At 40.2% G+C, this 15,879-nt stretch carries 24 protein-coding genes; 7 read left to right on the top strand and 17 right to left on the bottom strand.

Annotation, left to right across the window (positions count from 1 at the left end):
- Positions 1 to 21: 21 nt before the first annotated feature.
- From HMPREF9124_RS01745 to HMPREF9124_RS01710, 8 genes are all read right to left on the bottom strand, one after another.
- The gene (locus HMPREF9124_RS01745) at positions 22 to 336 is read right to left on the bottom strand and encodes a TfoX/Sxy family protein (protein WP_009427913.1); all 315 of its coding nucleotides are present in this window, start codon (positions 334 to 336) and stop codon (positions 22 to 24) included.
- A gap of 64 nt (positions 337 to 400) precedes the next feature.
- Positions 401 to 829, bottom strand: coding sequence for a VOC family protein (locus HMPREF9124_RS01740; protein ID WP_001033924.1), 429 nt, complete (start codon positions 827 to 829; stop codon positions 401 to 403).
- 27 nt (positions 830 to 856) lie between these two features.
- A complete protein-coding gene (locus HMPREF9124_RS11930; RefSeq protein WP_009428636.1) occupies positions 857 to 1,054 on the bottom strand; it encodes a hypothetical protein in 198 nt (65 codons plus the stop codon).
- A 234-nt stretch (positions 1,055 to 1,288) separates the two neighbouring features.
- Positions 1,289 to 1,708 carry a hypothetical protein gene (locus tag HMPREF9124_RS01730; RefSeq protein WP_009429976.1) on the bottom strand — a complete coding sequence of 140 codons (420 nt, stop codon included), beginning with the start codon at positions 1,706 to 1,708 and terminating at the stop codon, positions 1,289 to 1,291.
- Positions 1,709 to 1,723: 15 nt separating this feature from the next.
- A complete protein-coding gene (locus tag HMPREF9124_RS01725; RefSeq protein WP_009427990.1) occupies positions 1,724 to 2,119 on the bottom strand; it encodes a hypothetical protein in 396 nt (131 codons plus the stop codon).
- Between the two features lie 2 nt (positions 2,120 to 2,121).
- Entirely contained in the window at positions 2,122 to 2,781 is a 660-nt protein-coding gene (locus tag HMPREF9124_RS01720) for a class I SAM-dependent methyltransferase (RefSeq protein ID WP_009428506.1), read from the bottom strand.
- A gap of 145 nt (positions 2,782 to 2,926) precedes the next feature.
- Entirely contained in the window at positions 2,927 to 3,604 is a 678-nt protein-coding gene (locus HMPREF9124_RS01715) for an alpha/beta hydrolase (RefSeq protein WP_009429572.1), read from the bottom strand.
- Positions 3,605 to 3,836: 232 nt separating this feature from the next.
- A complete protein-coding gene (locus HMPREF9124_RS01710; protein WP_009428801.1) occupies positions 3,837 to 4,373 on the bottom strand; it encodes a 3'-5' exonuclease in 537 nt (178 codons plus the stop codon).
- Between the two features lie 150 nt (positions 4,374 to 4,523).
- On the opposite strand from HMPREF9124_RS01710, the gene HMPREF9124_RS01705 reads away from it, so the two are divergent.
- A complete protein-coding gene (locus HMPREF9124_RS01705; protein WP_009428108.1) occupies positions 4,524 to 4,802 on the top strand; it encodes a type II toxin-antitoxin system RelB/DinJ family antitoxin in 279 nt (92 codons plus the stop codon).
- 6 nt (positions 4,803 to 4,808) lie between these two features.
- Positions 4,809 to 5,228, top strand: a complete 420-nt coding sequence (locus HMPREF9124_RS01700) for a PIN domain-containing protein (RefSeq protein ID WP_009428766.1) — start codon at positions 4,809 to 4,811, stop codon at positions 5,226 to 5,228.
- Between the two features lie 10 nt (positions 5,229 to 5,238).
- On the opposite strand, the gene HMPREF9124_RS01695 is transcribed toward HMPREF9124_RS01700, so the two are convergent.
- Both HMPREF9124_RS01695 and HMPREF9124_RS01690 read right to left on the bottom strand, forming a co-directional pair.
- Positions 5,239 to 6,735 carry a carboxypeptidase M32 gene (locus tag HMPREF9124_RS01695; protein ID WP_009429163.1) on the bottom strand — a complete coding sequence of 499 codons (1,497 nt, stop codon included), beginning with the start codon at positions 6,733 to 6,735 and terminating at the stop codon, positions 5,239 to 5,241.
- 326 nt (positions 6,736 to 7,061) lie between these two features.
- Positions 7,062 to 7,838, bottom strand: a complete 777-nt coding sequence (locus HMPREF9124_RS01690; protein ID WP_009429863.1) for an EFR1 family ferrodoxin — start codon at positions 7,836 to 7,838, stop codon at positions 7,062 to 7,064.
- 283 nt (positions 7,839 to 8,121) lie between these two features.
- Here HMPREF9124_RS01690 and HMPREF9124_RS01685 point away from each other — a divergent pair, with 283 nt between their 5' ends.
- From HMPREF9124_RS01685 to HMPREF9124_RS01680, 3 genes are read left to right on the top strand one after another with little or no spacing between them, the layout of a single operon-like run.
- Complete coding sequence (locus HMPREF9124_RS01685) at positions 8,122 to 8,478, top strand: hypothetical protein (protein ID WP_009429120.1); 357 nt, start codon at positions 8,122 to 8,124, stop codon at positions 8,476 to 8,478.
- Positions 8,442 to 8,636 carry a hypothetical protein gene (locus HMPREF9124_RS11825; RefSeq protein WP_139090265.1) on the top strand — a complete coding sequence of 65 codons (195 nt, stop codon included), beginning with the start codon at positions 8,442 to 8,444 and terminating at the stop codon, positions 8,634 to 8,636. The genes HMPREF9124_RS01685 and HMPREF9124_RS11825 overlap by 37 nt, the downstream gene beginning before the upstream one ends.
- Positions 8,637 to 8,644: 8 nt before the next feature.
- Complete coding sequence (locus HMPREF9124_RS01680) at positions 8,645 to 8,848, top strand: helix-turn-helix transcriptional regulator (protein WP_009427934.1); 204 nt, start codon at positions 8,645 to 8,647, stop codon at positions 8,846 to 8,848.
- A gap of 203 nt (positions 8,849 to 9,051) precedes the next feature.
- Here HMPREF9124_RS01680 and HMPREF9124_RS01675 read toward each other — a convergent pair whose 3' ends face one another.
- From HMPREF9124_RS01675 to HMPREF9124_RS01655, 5 genes are all read right to left on the bottom strand, one after another.
- Positions 9,052 to 10,431, bottom strand: a complete 1,380-nt coding sequence (locus HMPREF9124_RS01675) for a Sapep family Mn(2+)-dependent dipeptidase (protein WP_009428606.1) — start codon at positions 10,429 to 10,431, stop codon at positions 9,052 to 9,054.
- Positions 10,432 to 10,620: 189 nt separating this feature from the next.
- Positions 10,621 to 11,172, bottom strand: coding sequence for a hypothetical protein (locus tag HMPREF9124_RS01670; protein ID WP_009428941.1), 552 nt, complete (start codon positions 11,170 to 11,172; stop codon positions 10,621 to 10,623).
- Between the two features lie 7 nt (positions 11,173 to 11,179).
- Positions 11,180 to 11,533: a hypothetical protein gene (locus HMPREF9124_RS01665; protein ID WP_009429670.1), complete on the bottom strand. Its 354-nt coding sequence runs from the start codon at positions 11,531 to 11,533 to the stop codon at positions 11,180 to 11,182.
- An 18-nt stretch (positions 11,534 to 11,551) separates the two neighbouring features.
- Entirely contained in the window at positions 11,552 to 12,370 is an 819-nt protein-coding gene (locus HMPREF9124_RS01660) for a hypothetical protein (protein WP_242821538.1), read from the bottom strand.
- A gap of 72 nt (positions 12,371 to 12,442) precedes the next feature.
- Positions 12,443 to 13,030 (bottom strand): SMI1/KNR4 family protein, encoded by a 588-nt coding sequence (locus tag HMPREF9124_RS01655; protein ID WP_009429461.1) that lies wholly within the window; start codon positions 13,028 to 13,030, stop codon positions 12,443 to 12,445.
- Between the two features lie 180 nt (positions 13,031 to 13,210).
- On the opposite strand from HMPREF9124_RS01655, the gene HMPREF9124_RS01650 reads away from it, so the two are divergent.
- Positions 13,211 to 13,504, top strand: coding sequence for a type II toxin-antitoxin system RelB/DinJ family antitoxin (locus HMPREF9124_RS01650; protein ID WP_009429996.1), 294 nt, complete (start codon positions 13,211 to 13,213; stop codon positions 13,502 to 13,504).
- A gap of 11 nt (positions 13,505 to 13,515) precedes the next feature.
- Here HMPREF9124_RS01650 and HMPREF9124_RS01645 read toward each other — a convergent pair whose 3' ends face one another.
- Positions 13,516 to 13,929, bottom strand: a complete 414-nt coding sequence (locus HMPREF9124_RS01645) for a hypothetical protein (RefSeq protein ID WP_009427946.1) — start codon at positions 13,927 to 13,929, stop codon at positions 13,516 to 13,518.
- 159 nt (positions 13,930 to 14,088) lie between these two features.
- On the opposite strand from HMPREF9124_RS01645, the gene HMPREF9124_RS01640 reads away from it, so the two are divergent.
- Positions 14,089 to 15,114 carry a DUF3137 domain-containing protein gene (locus HMPREF9124_RS01640; RefSeq protein ID WP_036597563.1) on the top strand — a complete coding sequence of 342 codons (1,026 nt, stop codon included), beginning with the start codon at positions 14,089 to 14,091 and terminating at the stop codon, positions 15,112 to 15,114.
- Positions 15,115 to 15,161: 47 nt separating this feature from the next.
- Here the strand turns inward: HMPREF9124_RS01640 and HMPREF9124_RS01635 are convergent, their stop codons facing one another.
- On the bottom strand, positions 15,162 to 15,878 hold the full coding sequence (locus HMPREF9124_RS01635; RefSeq protein WP_009427793.1) for a hypothetical protein: 717 nt from the start codon (positions 15,876 to 15,878) through the stop codon (positions 15,162 to 15,164).
- Between the last annotated feature and the right edge of the window lies 1 nt (position 15,879).

Raw genomic sequence — 15,879 nt, 5'->3', positions numbered from 1 at the left:
ACAAACTGAAGCTTGTTTGTCTCATTTAGCTTTCTTGGATTTCTTTTCTGGCAGTTCCGCATACATACCTTTCAGTAGTTCAGTAATCAAATCCATATCCTCAAATCTGTCGAATGCATACATCAATGTCTTTGAACCCTCATACGGATAACGCAATTCTGAGTCTGCAAGAAGTTTGTCCGATGTCGGCGTTCTCTTTAAAAATAGTTCATTATCGCAAATGTCACCTATCAGCTTACCGTTAAAATATATAAGGTATCCGCCCATCATGGATCTTATGACAATATCACCTGCTGCGGAAAAAATCTCACGAACAAATTCATTAAATTCATTCACTATGATTACCTCCTTCAAAATCAAATATTCCTTACTTTATGACATACTCTTTCCCTATTTATCCTCAAAATTTTAGCAATCCATTTTCATCAAATTGAAAATTCGGTCCCCATGAAACTTCCCAATAGTATCCATCTAAATCCGAAAAATATGCGTGATATCCACCCCAAAAAACTTCCTGTGGCTCTTTTACAATTTTTCCACCTGCTTTTCTTACTAATGCAATTACAGTCTCTACATCTTCTTTATGTTCAACATTGTAGGCTAATGTAATTCCTGAAAATCCATTCCCTTTTGGTGGATTATTTTCATCAATATCTTTTGCTAATTGTTCCAAAGGAAATAGTTCAAACTTTGTTCCCGGAGTATCAAAAAAGCATACTGACGGATTATTTTCTCTGCAATCAGTCTTATATCCTAAACCATCTCTATAAAACTTTATTGACCTTTCCATATCTTTCACACCTAAACAAATACAAGTAATCTTGTTCATCGTTACCTCCTATGAATTCAAAGTTATCTACATCTTCAATAGATTCATAACCAAAGTAGTCATTATGTCTTTTTCCTCCGGCTTAGACTCTGCAATCATAAGTGTGATTGCCACTAAAGCTCCATCGCTAATTACCTTTTCTTCATTCCGGAATAATGCGTCATTTCTCCCTAGAAATTCCAAAAAAATGGATGCTGCAATCCGCTTACATCCATCAACACGCATTTTTTGCGTGTTGTTTTCTTTGTCTAATTCATTTTCCTTAAAAACATTATTAACATGTTTACGAACCGTTTTTTCATCTCTATCAAAGAAGTAATGCCATTTGATTAGAACTCAGCCATACTGTCTCATTTTCCAGAGAAACTGACAACTTAACTTCTTGATTATTTGTTTCAAATAAAATTATCTCATTATTTTTCTCATTCACCGTATTATCCCATCCTCACACGTTCCAATTTAGCAATCAATTCTATAAACCATATCCCCTGAATTCCAAATATACAGGATAGCCGATACAGGTTCTTTTCCTTTCTCCCAAAGCCAGCCTGTATATGTTGTACTATAGCCGAAGTATCCTTCTGTTAAGATTTCAAATTCTGCATGGGCATATTCTTTCATATATTCTTTTAATCCGATGGCTTTTCCGGAAAATTCCCCCTCATATACAGTCCTATCAAATATCAAAATATTACATTCCTCTAAATCTGTATCAAAAAACACAAGTTTTCCGGAATATACTTTTTCCCCCTCTTCCGTATATTGAAAGAGTTTATGCGGTTCTAAGGTTAAAACACCGTTTTGAAAATGAATCTTCTTTATCCTGCTATCATGCAAACCAAAAAGAATATTACTTTTCCTATCCTGCGTAAAATCCATCTCTATCTCCCATCCTTATAGCCCTAATTGTCCTAACCACTCCTCAATATCTTCCACGGAGGTATTCGCAGAAAGCATCAGAGTGTCCTCATTATTTTCATCACATAGAATCAATTCCTGTCCTTGATTCAAAAACAGGCTGAGCCATACAATAAAGCTTGCATAATCCCTCATTCTATTCTCGGAATTAAAATACTCTATGGCAAAGGTGGTTCTTTTTTTATCCATTCGTAGGGTAAACTGATAAGGCTCCTCATAATTTTCCCAACAAAGATCATAGGAAAATGACACATTGCTACTCTGCTCTATCTCTGTCCCCGGATACTTCTTGTTTATTTCCCTATTGAATTTTTCTAAATCAAAATCCTTATTTTCCGCTTTGTTTACATGAATAAAACTGCTTACAGACATTTCTACTTTCCCTCAAGACCAATGGTTTCGTATAAGGCAAAATTTTCTCCTGCTAATATCAGTATGCCGGAGCAGAATGTCCTCTTCTCAAAAATCAGATTCGGAAATTCTGTTCTTAGTTCATCCGCAACGCAATAGATTTCATCATTATCCCATTCATCCGCATATTCTTTTTTGCATTGATCCAATGCCTTACGATTCGAAAAAGCGACATCTCCAATTAGAATCTTTCCGCCATCTTTAAGATGTGCAAGCAAATCTTTTAGCAAAACAACCTTTTGTGCATCCGCTAAGTGATGAATAGAATACGTCGCAATAATAAAATCAAAGGACTCTTGCTTCAGTTCATCCGCTAAACCCTTTGAAAAATCTCCCTGATAGAGATGTGCACCAGGCATCTTTTCATACGCGAGCTCTATCATTCTTGAGGAAAAATCCTGTCCGTAAATAGTGCATCCGTTTTTATATAGCTTTGTGGTTAATGTGCCTGTTCCGAATCCAATGTCCAAAACTACTGCATCCGGCTTTTCCATTATAATTTTGTAAATATCCCCCAGAATCTTTTTGTACCCTGCAAAGGGATAACGATTCTCTTCTTCCAAGAGCCCGACTGATTTGTCATAATCATCCGCCCATAAATCAAAACCTTTACTATTTAACATTTTTCCTCCTACTCCTACTTTTCTATTTATACTCCTGCTTTTACCGCCTTTACCCTACCGGACAAGATGCATCTCTCGCTCAAAGTACTCGGTTTATTTCGAGTGATAAAGCAACCGGACTTCCTATAATACCTTAAATCCATATTTATTGCAAAAGCTCCAAAATCCCTTTTGCACAACGGAGATTTACATCTTGAAAATGATTGCCCGGATTTACTTCATAAGTCGTCTCTATTCCCATAGATTTAAAATATTTTAGCAAGTCTTCGGTGTTTTCCTGCATGGTTTTTAAAATGGGATGTCTTGTTTTAGACTCTTTATCTCCAATAGACAAATAAAGCTTTTCCGGCAGAATTTTCATCGCATTTTCTTTGCAAAATTCCTTGATCCCCGGAAACCACAGAGAGCCCGACATGCTGGCTACACAGGTAAAGACATCCGTCTTATACAGGGCATACAAGGCAAATAATCCCGCCAGAGAATAGCCGGCTATGCCTATAAAACTCGCCTTTCCGTGAATTCTTTCCGTAGCCCAAGGTAAAATAGCGGACAGTAGGCTTTCCAAATATACATCCGCGCCTCCGGAAAAATCCTCTCCGTCTTTCGAGAGCGCCGCAGCCGGCCAGGGAGACATCTCCCTCTGCCAGTCATGAATGGCAATGGATAGAAAATTGTACTCCGCTGCATTCTGTTTCCGAAGCTCCTGATACACCGCCTCCCCCTCATCGGAAAAGCTGTGAAAAACAATCAGCGGGCAGTCCTCTTTCTCCGCCTGAAATAAGCTTAGTTTATGATTACACAAGGTAATTTCTTCTCTATGCATAAGCTTTTCTTGCCTCCTCCGATAGAGCTTCTTTAATGATAACGTATTTGATTACGTCTTTAGTAACACCTTTACTAATATCTTTGATAATGTCTTTGATAATGTCCTTCATAATATCTTCTCTGCAAAACCTCTATTATGCTTGATTTAATACTTTACCCAATACTTTGCTCTGTACTTACACATTGCTTTGTTCAGCACTCTACTCAACACTTACGCAATACTCCATTCCTTATTTCTTAAACGAGCAAGTCCGTATAAAGTTCTTCACCTCTGCCCCTGCTTCCAGATAGCGAAGCAAAATCTCTGCACAGGCACGGCTATCACTGTCCGCCCTATGATGATTAAGCGGAATCCCGAAATGCTCGCAGACCATATTTAACTTATGGCTCCTATCGGGAAAGAGGCTTCTGCCCATTTTCACCGTGCAAAGATAGCGGGCATAGGGCTTCCAATCAATCTCATAGTCCAAAAGACAATTTTTCAGCACATTCATATCAAAAGAAGCATTGTGGGCCACCAGCATTCCATCGGAAAAAAGTGGCTCAATCTGCTGCCATAATTCCGGAAAGGTGGGCGCATCCTTGACACTGGCCTTACTGATTCCGGTAAGCTTTACATTGAAATAGTCAAAGTCCGCCTCGGGATTCACCAGAGAATAAAATTCCTTACTGATTTTCCCCTCTTCCACCACAGTAATGCCAATGGCGCTCATTCGGTTATTCTTTCGGTTCGGTGTCTCCACATCAAAAACAATAAAGCGTGCCACAAAAATCTCCTTTACTCATCTTTCGTTAATAAATCAAATCGTAATTATTTATAATCATTAGTAATCGTATGATTGTTTTTCCGGTCTCTGTCTGCTATACTGATACACAAGAAGATGTTTAGTATAAACTCTACGAATGGAGGCGAAAATATGGCAAGTACACTGGTTCAATTCCGAACAGAAGACACGGAAAAGATAAAGTCTATACAAATCTTAGAAAAACTGGGGCTTTCTCTTCCTGCCTATCTTAGGATGTGTATGTCTAGGTTAAATCAGGAAAACGGTATACCGTTTAGCATGACCCTTGAAAAAGAGTATTCTCCGGGAATTTATGCCTTGGAGAAAGCCAGTAAAATTGCGGAAGAATATGGTATTTCCGATATGTCCTTAGATGAAATCAACGCAGAAATTGCAGAAGCACGGAAATAGTATCTTATGAAATATTTTGCTGTCATTGATACCAATGTACTCGTATCCGCAATGCTCAAGCATCAATCCGTTCCCGGTAACATTCTCGACATGGTATTTTCCGGTATCATTACACCGGTTTTAAATTACGATATCGAGTCAGAATACCGGGATGTGTTATCTCGCCCCAAATTCCATCTTCCAAAAGACTTAATTGATGATATTATACAGACTTTTCGTCTGTATGGTCTCTATATAGATGCGGAACCGCTATCCGTAAGTCTTCCCGATCCGAAAGATTTAGTTTTTTATGAGGTGGTAATGGAACAACGAAAAACGGAAGAAGCTTGGCTTGTCACCGGTAATATAAAGCATTTTCCTGAAAAAGTTTATGTAGTTACCCCTCGTCAGATGTTGAACATCATCTTAGAAAACACCGAACTTTAAATTTCCTCCCCTACAGCTGATACAGCTTCGTGTACTTCTCCTCAATGTAATCCAAGAAATAGTTTACATTGAACTCTTCCCCCGTCACCATTTTCATCAGCTCCGGTGCCTCATAGCGGAAACCGTAAGTATGGATGTGTTCCTTCAACCAATTCATGATTTCATCAAAACGGTTTTCTTCCAAAAGCTTCTCCACATTGAGATCCTTCCGCATAGCGTGCATAAACTGGGCAGCAAAGGCAGTTCCCAAAGCGTAAGTGGGGAAGTAGCCGAAGCTTCCGTCCGACCAGTGCACATCCTGTAAGATGCCTACTTTATCGTTTGGTACTTCTACTCCCAAATATTCCTTGTACTTTGCATTCCAGGTTTTATCCAGTCCCTCTGTAGAAATGCTTCCGTTAAATAAGCCCTTCTCTATTTCATAACGAATAAGGACATGCAATGGATAGGTCAATTCATCTGCTTCCGTTCGGATAAAGGAAGGCTTGGACACATTGATTGCCTGATAAAATTCCTCTAAAGATACCTCTCCCAGTTGCTTTGGAAAATGCTTTTGCAGCTTAGGATAATGATATTTCCAAAAGGCCAAAGTTCTTCCCAGATAATTTTCGCAAAGGCGGGACTGGGACTCATGCATACCGGAAGACACTCCCTCGGATAAAATCATTCCGTCATACTTCGGGTTGATATTGTGCTCATAGTAGGCATGCCCTACCTCATGCACTGTAGACAAAATGGCAGAAATCACATTGTTTTCGAGATATTTCGTAGTGGTACGGCAGTCATTTTCACAGGTCCAGGAAGTGAAGGGATGCTCGGATTCATTTTGATAGCCCCAGGAAGAATCAAAATGCAGGTACTCTAAAAGACCTTCCATAAACTTCTTCTGTTCTTCCACAGGGAAGCTCTGCGTAAGAAAATCCTCCCGAAGCTGTTTCGCCTTTGTGACCTTCTGAATGAGCGGCACCAATCTTTCCTTTAAAGCGGCAAAGAAGGCATCATATTTTTCCTCATCCATCCCCGGCTCAAAGTCATCCAGCATCTGATTATAAATACTCTTTTCACTCTTTCGATAGCCGTAAAGCTTCTTCTGGCTCTCAATCACCTTTTTCAGATAAGGGGCAAAGAGAGAATAATTCGCCTTGGACTTTGCCAAAAGCCAAGCATCAAAGGACTCCGCACAGAGCTTTTTAAAAGCAACAAACTCCTCCTTAGGAATGCAAAGGGTATCTTCCGCCTTCTTATAGTAAAGCTGAATAGCCCGCTTATTTTCCGCGTCCACCTCAGGATCTTCCTGCAAATCCTTTAGTAATGCCACGATTTCCGAATCGGTTTCCAAGCTAAAAAGCTCTCCTGCCAAAAAGGCGGAACGCTCGTCTCTATAGCTTGCCCCTGCCTCCGGCGCCACCGTCTGCTTATCAATACCAATGATGTTTAAGGCCATTTGATAAGCAGAGCATTTGAATAGCCAGTCCTGATATTTTTGTAATTTTTCTTTTGTAGTCATATTATTTCCTTTCGTATAATTTTTTTACTATAACGCATGCCGGTACGGGAATATTCTATATAATGATTTTACGGATTTAACGTTAGCGCTTTTTACATTTTCACAAAATCGCCAACGTTAATTTTAATATTTCGTACTGTATTTGATATTATATACTATGAACTAATAAGTTAGAAAGAGAGAATAATATGACTTGGTATCCTTGTGAAAACTACCTTAAGAAGATCCGTGACTTTTACCATGAAACCGATATTATTAAAGTAATCACCGGTGTACGTAGATATGTTTAGAATACAAAAAAGTTTATTCAAAGCACAAAGAAGAGCTTACATGCTCTTCTCTCCTGCGTATTTTTGATACGTATATTGTCCATGGGCGTTGGTCGCCTTGCCGTCCCCGTAATATATGGCATATTTCGGGCATCGGTGAAGACATCCTAGACACATAGTGCAATCTTCCTTCACCCAAACCGGCTTTTTGTTCTGCATTTCAATCGCCTGAACCGGGCATTTCTTAGCGCAAAGTGTACAGCCAATGCAGGCGTCAGACACAGAAAGATTCTTTGTCTTTCGTATTTTGCCGTCATAAATCTTTTTCGCCACCCTTCCTACAAATTCCGGTACCGTGAAATCCATCTCTTTTCCTTTTTTCTTTCCGGAAAGCGATGCCTTAAGCTCAGTGATTTCCTCTTCCGCTTGCTTTAAGCTGTTTTTAACTTTTTCCGCATTGGATAAGTCAAAAATCACAGTCCAGGTATCCGGCATACGAATATCGAATTTCGCATCTAAGGCTAAACCCTTTTCTTTTAAAAGACTATCCGCAATCGAAGATGCTGCCCCCGTTGTCGTTCCGAAGGTTCCCACATAAAAACTGTACGGCTTTGTTTCATACTGAAGCTTCAACTTTTCCAAGAACGCATAAACAATGCTGGGAAGTCCCCAAGCATAGGTAGGGCTTAAAATCCCAAACCTTCCATCTCTTACCGTATAGGCATAGCTTTCTGCCTTGCAGGCTTCCTCAATAGATATCATTTCTTCCTGCGGCTCTTTAATTTTCTCTGCTACATGCTTGGTATTTCCGGTAGCTGAAAAATAAAATAACATCTTACTCCTCACTTTGTTTTTTTATTAATGCCCTATGTTCTTCACTCGTACTGTTCCTTTGCTTAAATAGTTTCATTGTAGCAGAACTTTTGGAGAATGGACGATCGGTAAAGAAAATCAAGACGGATACTTCTAAAGATAGTTTCCTATCTGATGTCTTTTTGTAAAATATACTTGACATATTAAAAACAAGGTGTATATTGGTTATGTAAATTATTTACGACATTTTGTAATACACATTGCTTTCCGTAAAAAAGTGAGAAAGCAAGGAAAGGAGTTTTCGATGAATTATTTTAATTTAGGAATAGCTGTAGGTTTTTTTACCGTTACACTGCTAGTTCTCTTTCGAAACAGATTGAGTAAGGACAAACAAGATTGTTATGATGAAAGGCAGGTAATCGTCCGTGGAAAGGGCTATCAATACGCTTTTTTCACCACCATGGGGCTTCTCATGCTGTACGCTGCCTTTGCCGAGCCCATTGAAAAGTATATGGAAGCCGGGATTATCCCTCTTGCCATTCTTCTTTTCTCGGGGCTAATCCTCATGGGATACTGCCTTTTCCATGATGCCTTCTGGGGGCTTATCAGTAAAAAAATAAAAGAATGGGTGTTACCGTATGGGCTCTATACAGTGTACTGAACATCATGCATATCGTTGATAATAGCTCTCCTGATAAAATGTGGATTGACGGAAGGCTCAGTAGCCGTTTTATGGTTCCTCTCCTTCTCAGTATCTTTTTTGCCATTGCCCTGATTCTCATGCTCCTGAAGAATCGAATGAAGAATGACGAAGAGTGAGGTAGAAAATGAAGAATCTCCGTTTAAAATCCGCTAGAGCGGGAAAAGACCTGTCCCAACAGGAACTGGCGGATCTGGTAGGCGTCAGCAGACAAACCATCAATGCCATAGAAAAAGGGGACTATAACCCTACCATCCGCCTCTGCCTTGCCATTTGTCATGTACTGGGGAAAACATTGGATGAGCTGTTCTGGGAGGAAGAGGATAGTTAGCTGTAGAAAAAAAGACTGTAGAAAAGTTGTGATTTTCATGTAGACCAACTTCCGAAGGAATTTGCTTTGCGAAGCAAAGTGAGCAGTGGTTCACAAAACCACTGCTCAGTCAGGCGAGGTTAGCGAGAGCGTGCCCCAAGTTCAGACCTATATTGCGTAGAAAAATATTTTGATTTTTTACAGCCCCTTCTTTTCAAATGCTCTTATTTTTCACATGCTAAATCATAGAGTACATTAGCATAAATCGCACAGGCCAGAAGCATCGTCTCTATTTCAAATCCCTCGTCCGCCTCGTGCTCTGCGCCAACCCATGATGCATATTCTCTTGTCGGGAAAATCGGACCGAAGGCGGCAAAATTCTCAAAGCTGCGCGCATAGGTTCCTCCGCCGATACGAAGAGGCGGTGTATAGGTATCTCCGCTAAAGGCACGGTAGTGCTTCAGACAAGTTTTAATGAGTTCACTGTCCGGATTGTTCAGAAGCCACTTGGAATCGTCTACTAAGGTCGTATCAATATGTAAGACTTCCTGAATGATGTCCGCACTTCTTTTTAGTAAATCACTGCCTTCACATTCATTCGGATAACGGTAGTCCAAGGCAAAATAAACCTTCGCATTTTCTATATTTGCCTTACCTAAGTTAAAGGTTAAGGGTCCCATATAGGCACCGTCATACTCCACCTTCAGGCCGACACCGTACGGATCCTTGAACAGCTTCACTGCATTTAAACTGAAGGCATCGTTATAACAGCTTCCGACAAATTCAAACATCTTCACCGCCGCATTCACACCCATGTAAGGGCGAGAAGCATGGAAGGGCTTACCGTCGATATGATAATGCGCGCCTTCCTCATCCTGATGGCATTCTCCGCTTAGTCCGTTAGCAAGCAGGAACTTCTCAAAATACTCTTTTTCCAGCGGCTTATCCACAATTACATCCGCTTTACCGATTACTACATTAAAAGCTGTGCCGGACTGCATAGACTTTATGCAGGAATCGATTTTTCCTTCAGCACTAAAGTCCAAAATTCCCTTTTCCGCATAGATACAGGGGAACTCCGCATCCGGTACGATTCCCATAATAGGATTCTTACGCACCTTCTTATAGTAAAGAATGCCGGCAGAGGTATTTTCCTCATCGGTACCTAAAATCATCTGGATATTGTGCTTTAGCTTATAGCCCTTATCCTTTAAAATCTTCATAGCGTAATATGCTGCAATGGCAGGGCCCTTGTCATCACAGGTCCCTCTTCCCATGATATAGCCGTCCTTAATTTCTCCTGCCAAGGGGTCAAAGTGCCAACCGTCTCCGATAGGAACAACATCCAAGTGTCCCAGTATGCCTACCGACTCCTCTAAATTCCCGTACTGAATTACACCGGCATGGCCATCGACATTTTCCACCTGAAAACCGTCTCGCTTACCGATTTCCAAGGCCTTATCCAAGCACTTTGCAATGTTTGGGCCAAATGGAGCCTCCTTCGTTGCCGCATCGTCATCCCGCACGGATTCAATCTTTACCAGCTCTCGCAAGTCAGCAATCATATTGTCCTGATACGCCCGTGCTTCCTCTAAAAACTTCATTGTCTGAAACCTCCTTTGATTCTACAATTTTGTTCTCTTTGATCCTTTTCTGATTTTATTGGTTTCACTTCTTTAATACCATCTTTGATTCTGTTACTTAGCTTCTTTGATACTATCTTGATTCTGCTGTTTTCCATTATAACTGAAGGCTGTAAAAAAACACTTCTTTTTTACGGTCCGAGCATTGCCTTAGTCGGAAATCAATTCCTCTAGCTCTTTCTCCGAAAGCTCTCCCTTTTCATATAATTTTCGGAGTAAGCTCTCCGAAAAGTCTTGTTCATAATAGTCTTTGGCAAAGTCCCGGAATTTCTCGAAACTTTCAAAGGCATACGCTAATAGCCACTGCCCACCATCCTTTTCTGCTAAGGGATTTTGATGTAGTTCTCCATCATACCAAAGGAAAAAAGTCGTTTCCCTTTTCTCCTCCGCCGAAAAGAGGTTTTGATATTCCTCCGGAAGTCCGGCATAGATCCGCTCCACTAAGCTTTGCTCCTCTTTTTCCTTTTCAAACAGGTTCAGAGCATTTTCATGTGCGAAGCCTTTCACCAGCACCAGCTTTTTCGTAAAAATCACGGATAAGGAATCACCTGCACCATTATCTATATGATAATAAAGCTTTTCCCCGTCTTCTGTCTTTCGAATTAAGCGGAGATACTCTTCGGAAGGATCTGTCAAAGCGTTATCCAAAACATATAACGCTTCAAGCTTCCGCTGCATTTCATTCCAATCCCTATATTTCATAAAACACTCACTTTCCGTCGTTATCTTCGTTTTCTCCGCAAAGCTCTTTTAATTCCTCAAAACTATAATCTCGATAGACCTTCCCTCGTTCCAGTAGAGATTCAGCCGTTTCCGGCAAAGCTTTCAACAGTATTTCCAGCTGAATTTCCTTCGGGAGCGAAATCAATTCTCCATCCGCATCTTCCGCCTGATGTGCCATGAAAATAAACTCTCCCTTTTCCCAGTCTATGGCAAAGTGATTCATCACTTCTGTAGCAGGCACTTGCAAAAGACTTTCTTCCTGTGAGATGATATTTTCATAGAGAAATTCATACAGAGCTTTCTTACCGATTTTGATCACTCTGACGGTTTTTTCTTTCATCCTTTTCCTTCCTAATCTTTATCCGAAGATAGCTTCTCTAATTCTTTTTAAACTCTCTTCATTCTCCAAATATTCATGCATAAAGGGATACATAAAGAAGCTCATGGGACGAACCTGCGTAGGACTGGCCACATCCCAAAGCTTACTTTTTGCCCAGCGCTCTATCACTTCCAATACCTTGTCTTTTTGCCCAAGATACCCATAACAAATGCAGGCTTGCTCATAATACAATTCTCCAAGATTTAAGTCCTTGATTCTTTCATAATAGTCCACTGTATCCTCTGGACTGCCCTTCATAAAAAGTAAATTCAAAAGCTTCATCTTATCAAAGTCTTTTTCGGGATTCAGCTTTCCTTCTGCTATCAATTCCGAAGCCATTTTCGGCACTTTTGGCGGCTGATAATCTCTGCTTCTTGATTCCGGTAAAATATCCTGCTGCAAATAGTTCAGGAGAATCGCGCAATAATTATAGCGTTGGCAAGAGCCTTTAAGACATTTCTCTTCCTCTGCTTCCATTAAGCGACTTCGTTCTTCATGAAGAGCCGGAATGACTTCCGCTTCCCGTCCGATTTTCTTTGCCGCAAAGCACATAGCCATCATATATTCGTTAGCCACATTGGAATAATACCACTCATCCCAAAAAGGCATTAGAAGAAGAGTATGACTTACCGCCGCCTCATACTGTCGCTCAAAAAACTCCACCCCGGCCCTTACCGCAAGATTTTGGTGCGGAAACTTCTTTTCAAAAGCTTCCAGCTTCGACAAACTTTCATAGGAGCCATTTTTGATTTCCTCGCAAATGTCTCGGTACTTCTTAGGTAGTTTTATTGCTTCCATAAGCATCCCTTTCTCGGACAATACCCCCGTTATCAATACTGCTTCCCTGTAACTTCAAAATCCTGATTCCCCTCAGTCTATAGTCTGTATAATCTCATCCACAAACTCTGACAGCCCTGCTGCGGCATAAATCACCTCATCCGGATCATGAATATAGCAAAGAATCTGTCCCTCTTTTCCCTCCTTATCCGGGTCAAAATCCAGCATCAAAAAGCAACTGTCACAATATTCCGCAAAGGGAATCCATTGCTTATGGAAAAGATAAGGCTTAATCCTGCTATCCCGCATTTTCTCTATTTCTTCTTCGGTGAAAAAGTCTGGAAACTCTGCTAGAAGAGCATCTCTGTTCTGAAAATATTGCTTTGTTTTCTCCATCTGCTCTAAACTCATCAGGGAAAATGACATTTCCACATCATGGATTACAGAGGGTAAAATGCTGAAATATTTGCTTCCGTTTTTATAGCTGTAAAATGCCTTAAAGTCTTTTGGTAGCTTGATGGAAAACTTCTTCTCAAAAGCCTCTATCTCTTTCTGCGAAGCCCCGGGAATCTCTTGATACTCCTCCCAATATCCCTCTTCTATCGGATCATCCAAGTCCAGTTCATCAAAATTCTCTACTACGTACTGCTCTATCCGCTTTATCTTCTGAATAAGATCCATTTCTACTCCTGCTTTCTTTTATCATAAATATTCGATTTTATCCTGAATATTCAACACAAAAATACTTCCGCATTTCTTTAAACGATAATAATTATACTATATCTAGCCTAAAGAAGCAGGAAGTAATATGTATTGTAATTCACAATACATTGCATTACAATTAGGTAGAAAGGTGGTGATATGATGAAAGATGCAACAGTAAGTGCTCGTGTAGAATGTAATGTTAAAAATGAAGCAGAAGATATTTTGCAAAAACTGGGTGTTCCTGTCTCTGTTGTAATAAATTCCCTTTATCGACAGATAATATACAATCAGGGTATTCCCTTCTCCCTTACTATTCCCAAGGAACCGAAAACTCTTGATCAACTATCTAAAGCTGATTTAAATGCAAAGCTCTCCCACAGCTATAATCAATCACTTCGTAAGGAAGGGCGTCCGTTTAATGAGGTTTTTGATGAAGTAGAAGTCCTATGATATAACTCCTCTTAGATTTCATTCCACTGTAATTCTTTCGGATTTTCCAAGAAAAAGCTGCTGCCGTCAAACTCATTGCGTAAGCGAATTCCTTTTTCCTCGATAATCACGCTGTTATACCACTGCCCCAAAGAAGCATATTGTCCGTAATGAATATTAATCAGCATACTGCAAATCGGACTCCAACTGCCTTTCTCCACCGTCTCCACCAGTAAATAATAGGCATCTAAAAACAGGAGATTCCGCCCATAAATCCAAAAGGGAAGCGTTCTTTCCAGTAGCGGAAGCTTTGCGGAAAAAATTCCGTCTCCATGAGGTGCTTCCGTTTCATATTGAAAGTCTATTTCACTGCCAAAATAGGCGATACTTCCCCCGTCAGGGCCAAGATTTATCGGAACGCCCTCTTCCGCAATAAAAAATTCCATAATTTATCCTCTTCTTTCCAAACGTAATCGAATCAAAATTTCATAAAAAGATAATTTATTGTATCACGAATAGAACTCTCCTGTGTTATACTTAAAAAGTTATAATAAAATCAATTTTTTACTATTTTATAGAAATGAGTGGAAGAAGGGATAGCGAAAATGGATTTAAGCCAAGAAGAACTAAAGAAAATAAATGAACTTCAGAATACTGCGCGGTTTCAACATAGTTGGAAAGCCATACGAAATATCATCACTTGGAAAGAAAGAGTACAACATTATTTTGCTCGGAATATGCTTCTTTTGTTTTTTTGCTTTCTTTTCGGTGGCGGTTTAATGCTCCTTACCGATGAAGGTACTCTTCCCCGCAGTGAATTTATAGACGCACTTATGATGCTCCTCGCCAGGCTGGGAATTTTTCTTGTAGCACTCCAGATTCTCAGTGTCCTACTGTATAGCTTGATCGGTCCCGGTTGGGAAGCAAAGCAAAGAGCTAAGCTCCGCAAGCTTTACGAATGTGACATTCTGGCTCGGATACTGCAAATCCTTTATCCTTCTTCAGAAATCGATACGGAACATGACATGTCCCCGAACAATGTAAAAGAAGTGGTTCCCATTTCAGAACACTATATCCAATCCGGAATACTCAAGCTCAATGATGAAAGAGATCTCAAAACAGTGGATTTATATGCGTATAGTGTCATAAAAGGAAAAGACGGTTACGATGAGGTAACCGACTTTCTCGGACAGGTCTACTCCATAAAGAACACATTCTCTTTAAAAGGAGAACTGCGAATTGTTCCGACAGAGCATTTCCTTCTCTTTGAAACCCAAGGAGGTTATCCCGGCACCATGCAAGACGGGAAGAAAATCGATGTAGAAGATATACAGCATAATGAACACTACAACATTTACTGTACAGATGAACAATCCGCAAGGAAGTTCTTAACTCCCACTGTCATCGAATGGTTTAACAGCATGACTTCGGACTGCAAGTTTTCCTTCTATAGCAACGAAGCTCGGATTTATTTTGCAAATTATAACGATCGGTATTCCTTCGCCGTGCCAAAAGACAAGAAAAGTCTCAAGGCATGGCGGATAGAAGACGCGGCGATAAAGCTGAAATATGCCGTATATTTCGCAAACGAAGTGACGGAGATGCTACATAAGAACGAAGGATTTTCATAGGACTCCGCTTTTCTTTGCATAGAAATTCTTTCTTTGCATAAGATCTCTTATTTTGTCTTACTTAATTTCACCTTGGGAACAAGGAAGTACAGAGGAATGATATTCAGTACAAATGTTGTGATAAAGAGCAGCATATCCTTCAGCTGAATTCCATTTCCGGACAAGATTGCATTCATCATATTCGTGTAATAATAGCCCGGGAAAATCCTTTGTACTTTGGCAACAAGGGAAATAAATCCGCTTTCCGCTCCGAAGCTTGCGAAAGGTATAATGGTTAAAGCTGCCAGAATAATGACCGGAAATCCCACTGTATCAATGAGTTTGGCATCCAATCTCACACCAAGTACAAAGCCGATAACGCTGAAGTAAATCCCCATGATGGTCAATAAGAAAAACTGAATGCCCAGCTTTCCGTTAATCGGGAATTTGGCAAATACCGTCGCAGCGCCTAAAACAACAACAAAGATCAAGGCATTTAACACGATTTGCACGAGAGTCTGGTCCAAAAGATAGTTTTTTATCCCGTAGTTGGAAAATCGGGATTCAAAGGAATAAAAACCGATGTCAGAGGAGATTCTTTTACTAAAGGTTGCCAGACTGTTTCCGATGATACCGATAAACACGGCAATCCCCAGCATAATATTCGGTAGCATATCCGCCTGAATATTGTATAAGAACATATACCAGGCCAGTGGAAGAAGAATCGTAAATAAGACAAATCTTCTGTTTCGTAACACCTGCTTTAATTGAATCATGCTAATCATT

The sequence above is a fragment of the Oribacterium sp. oral taxon 108 str. F0425 genome (assembly GCF_000214455.1).
GTDB lineage: Bacteria > Bacillota > Clostridia > Lachnospirales > Lachnospiraceae > Oribacterium > Oribacterium asaccharolyticum.
This window is presented reverse-complemented; position numbering and strand designations above follow the sequence as displayed.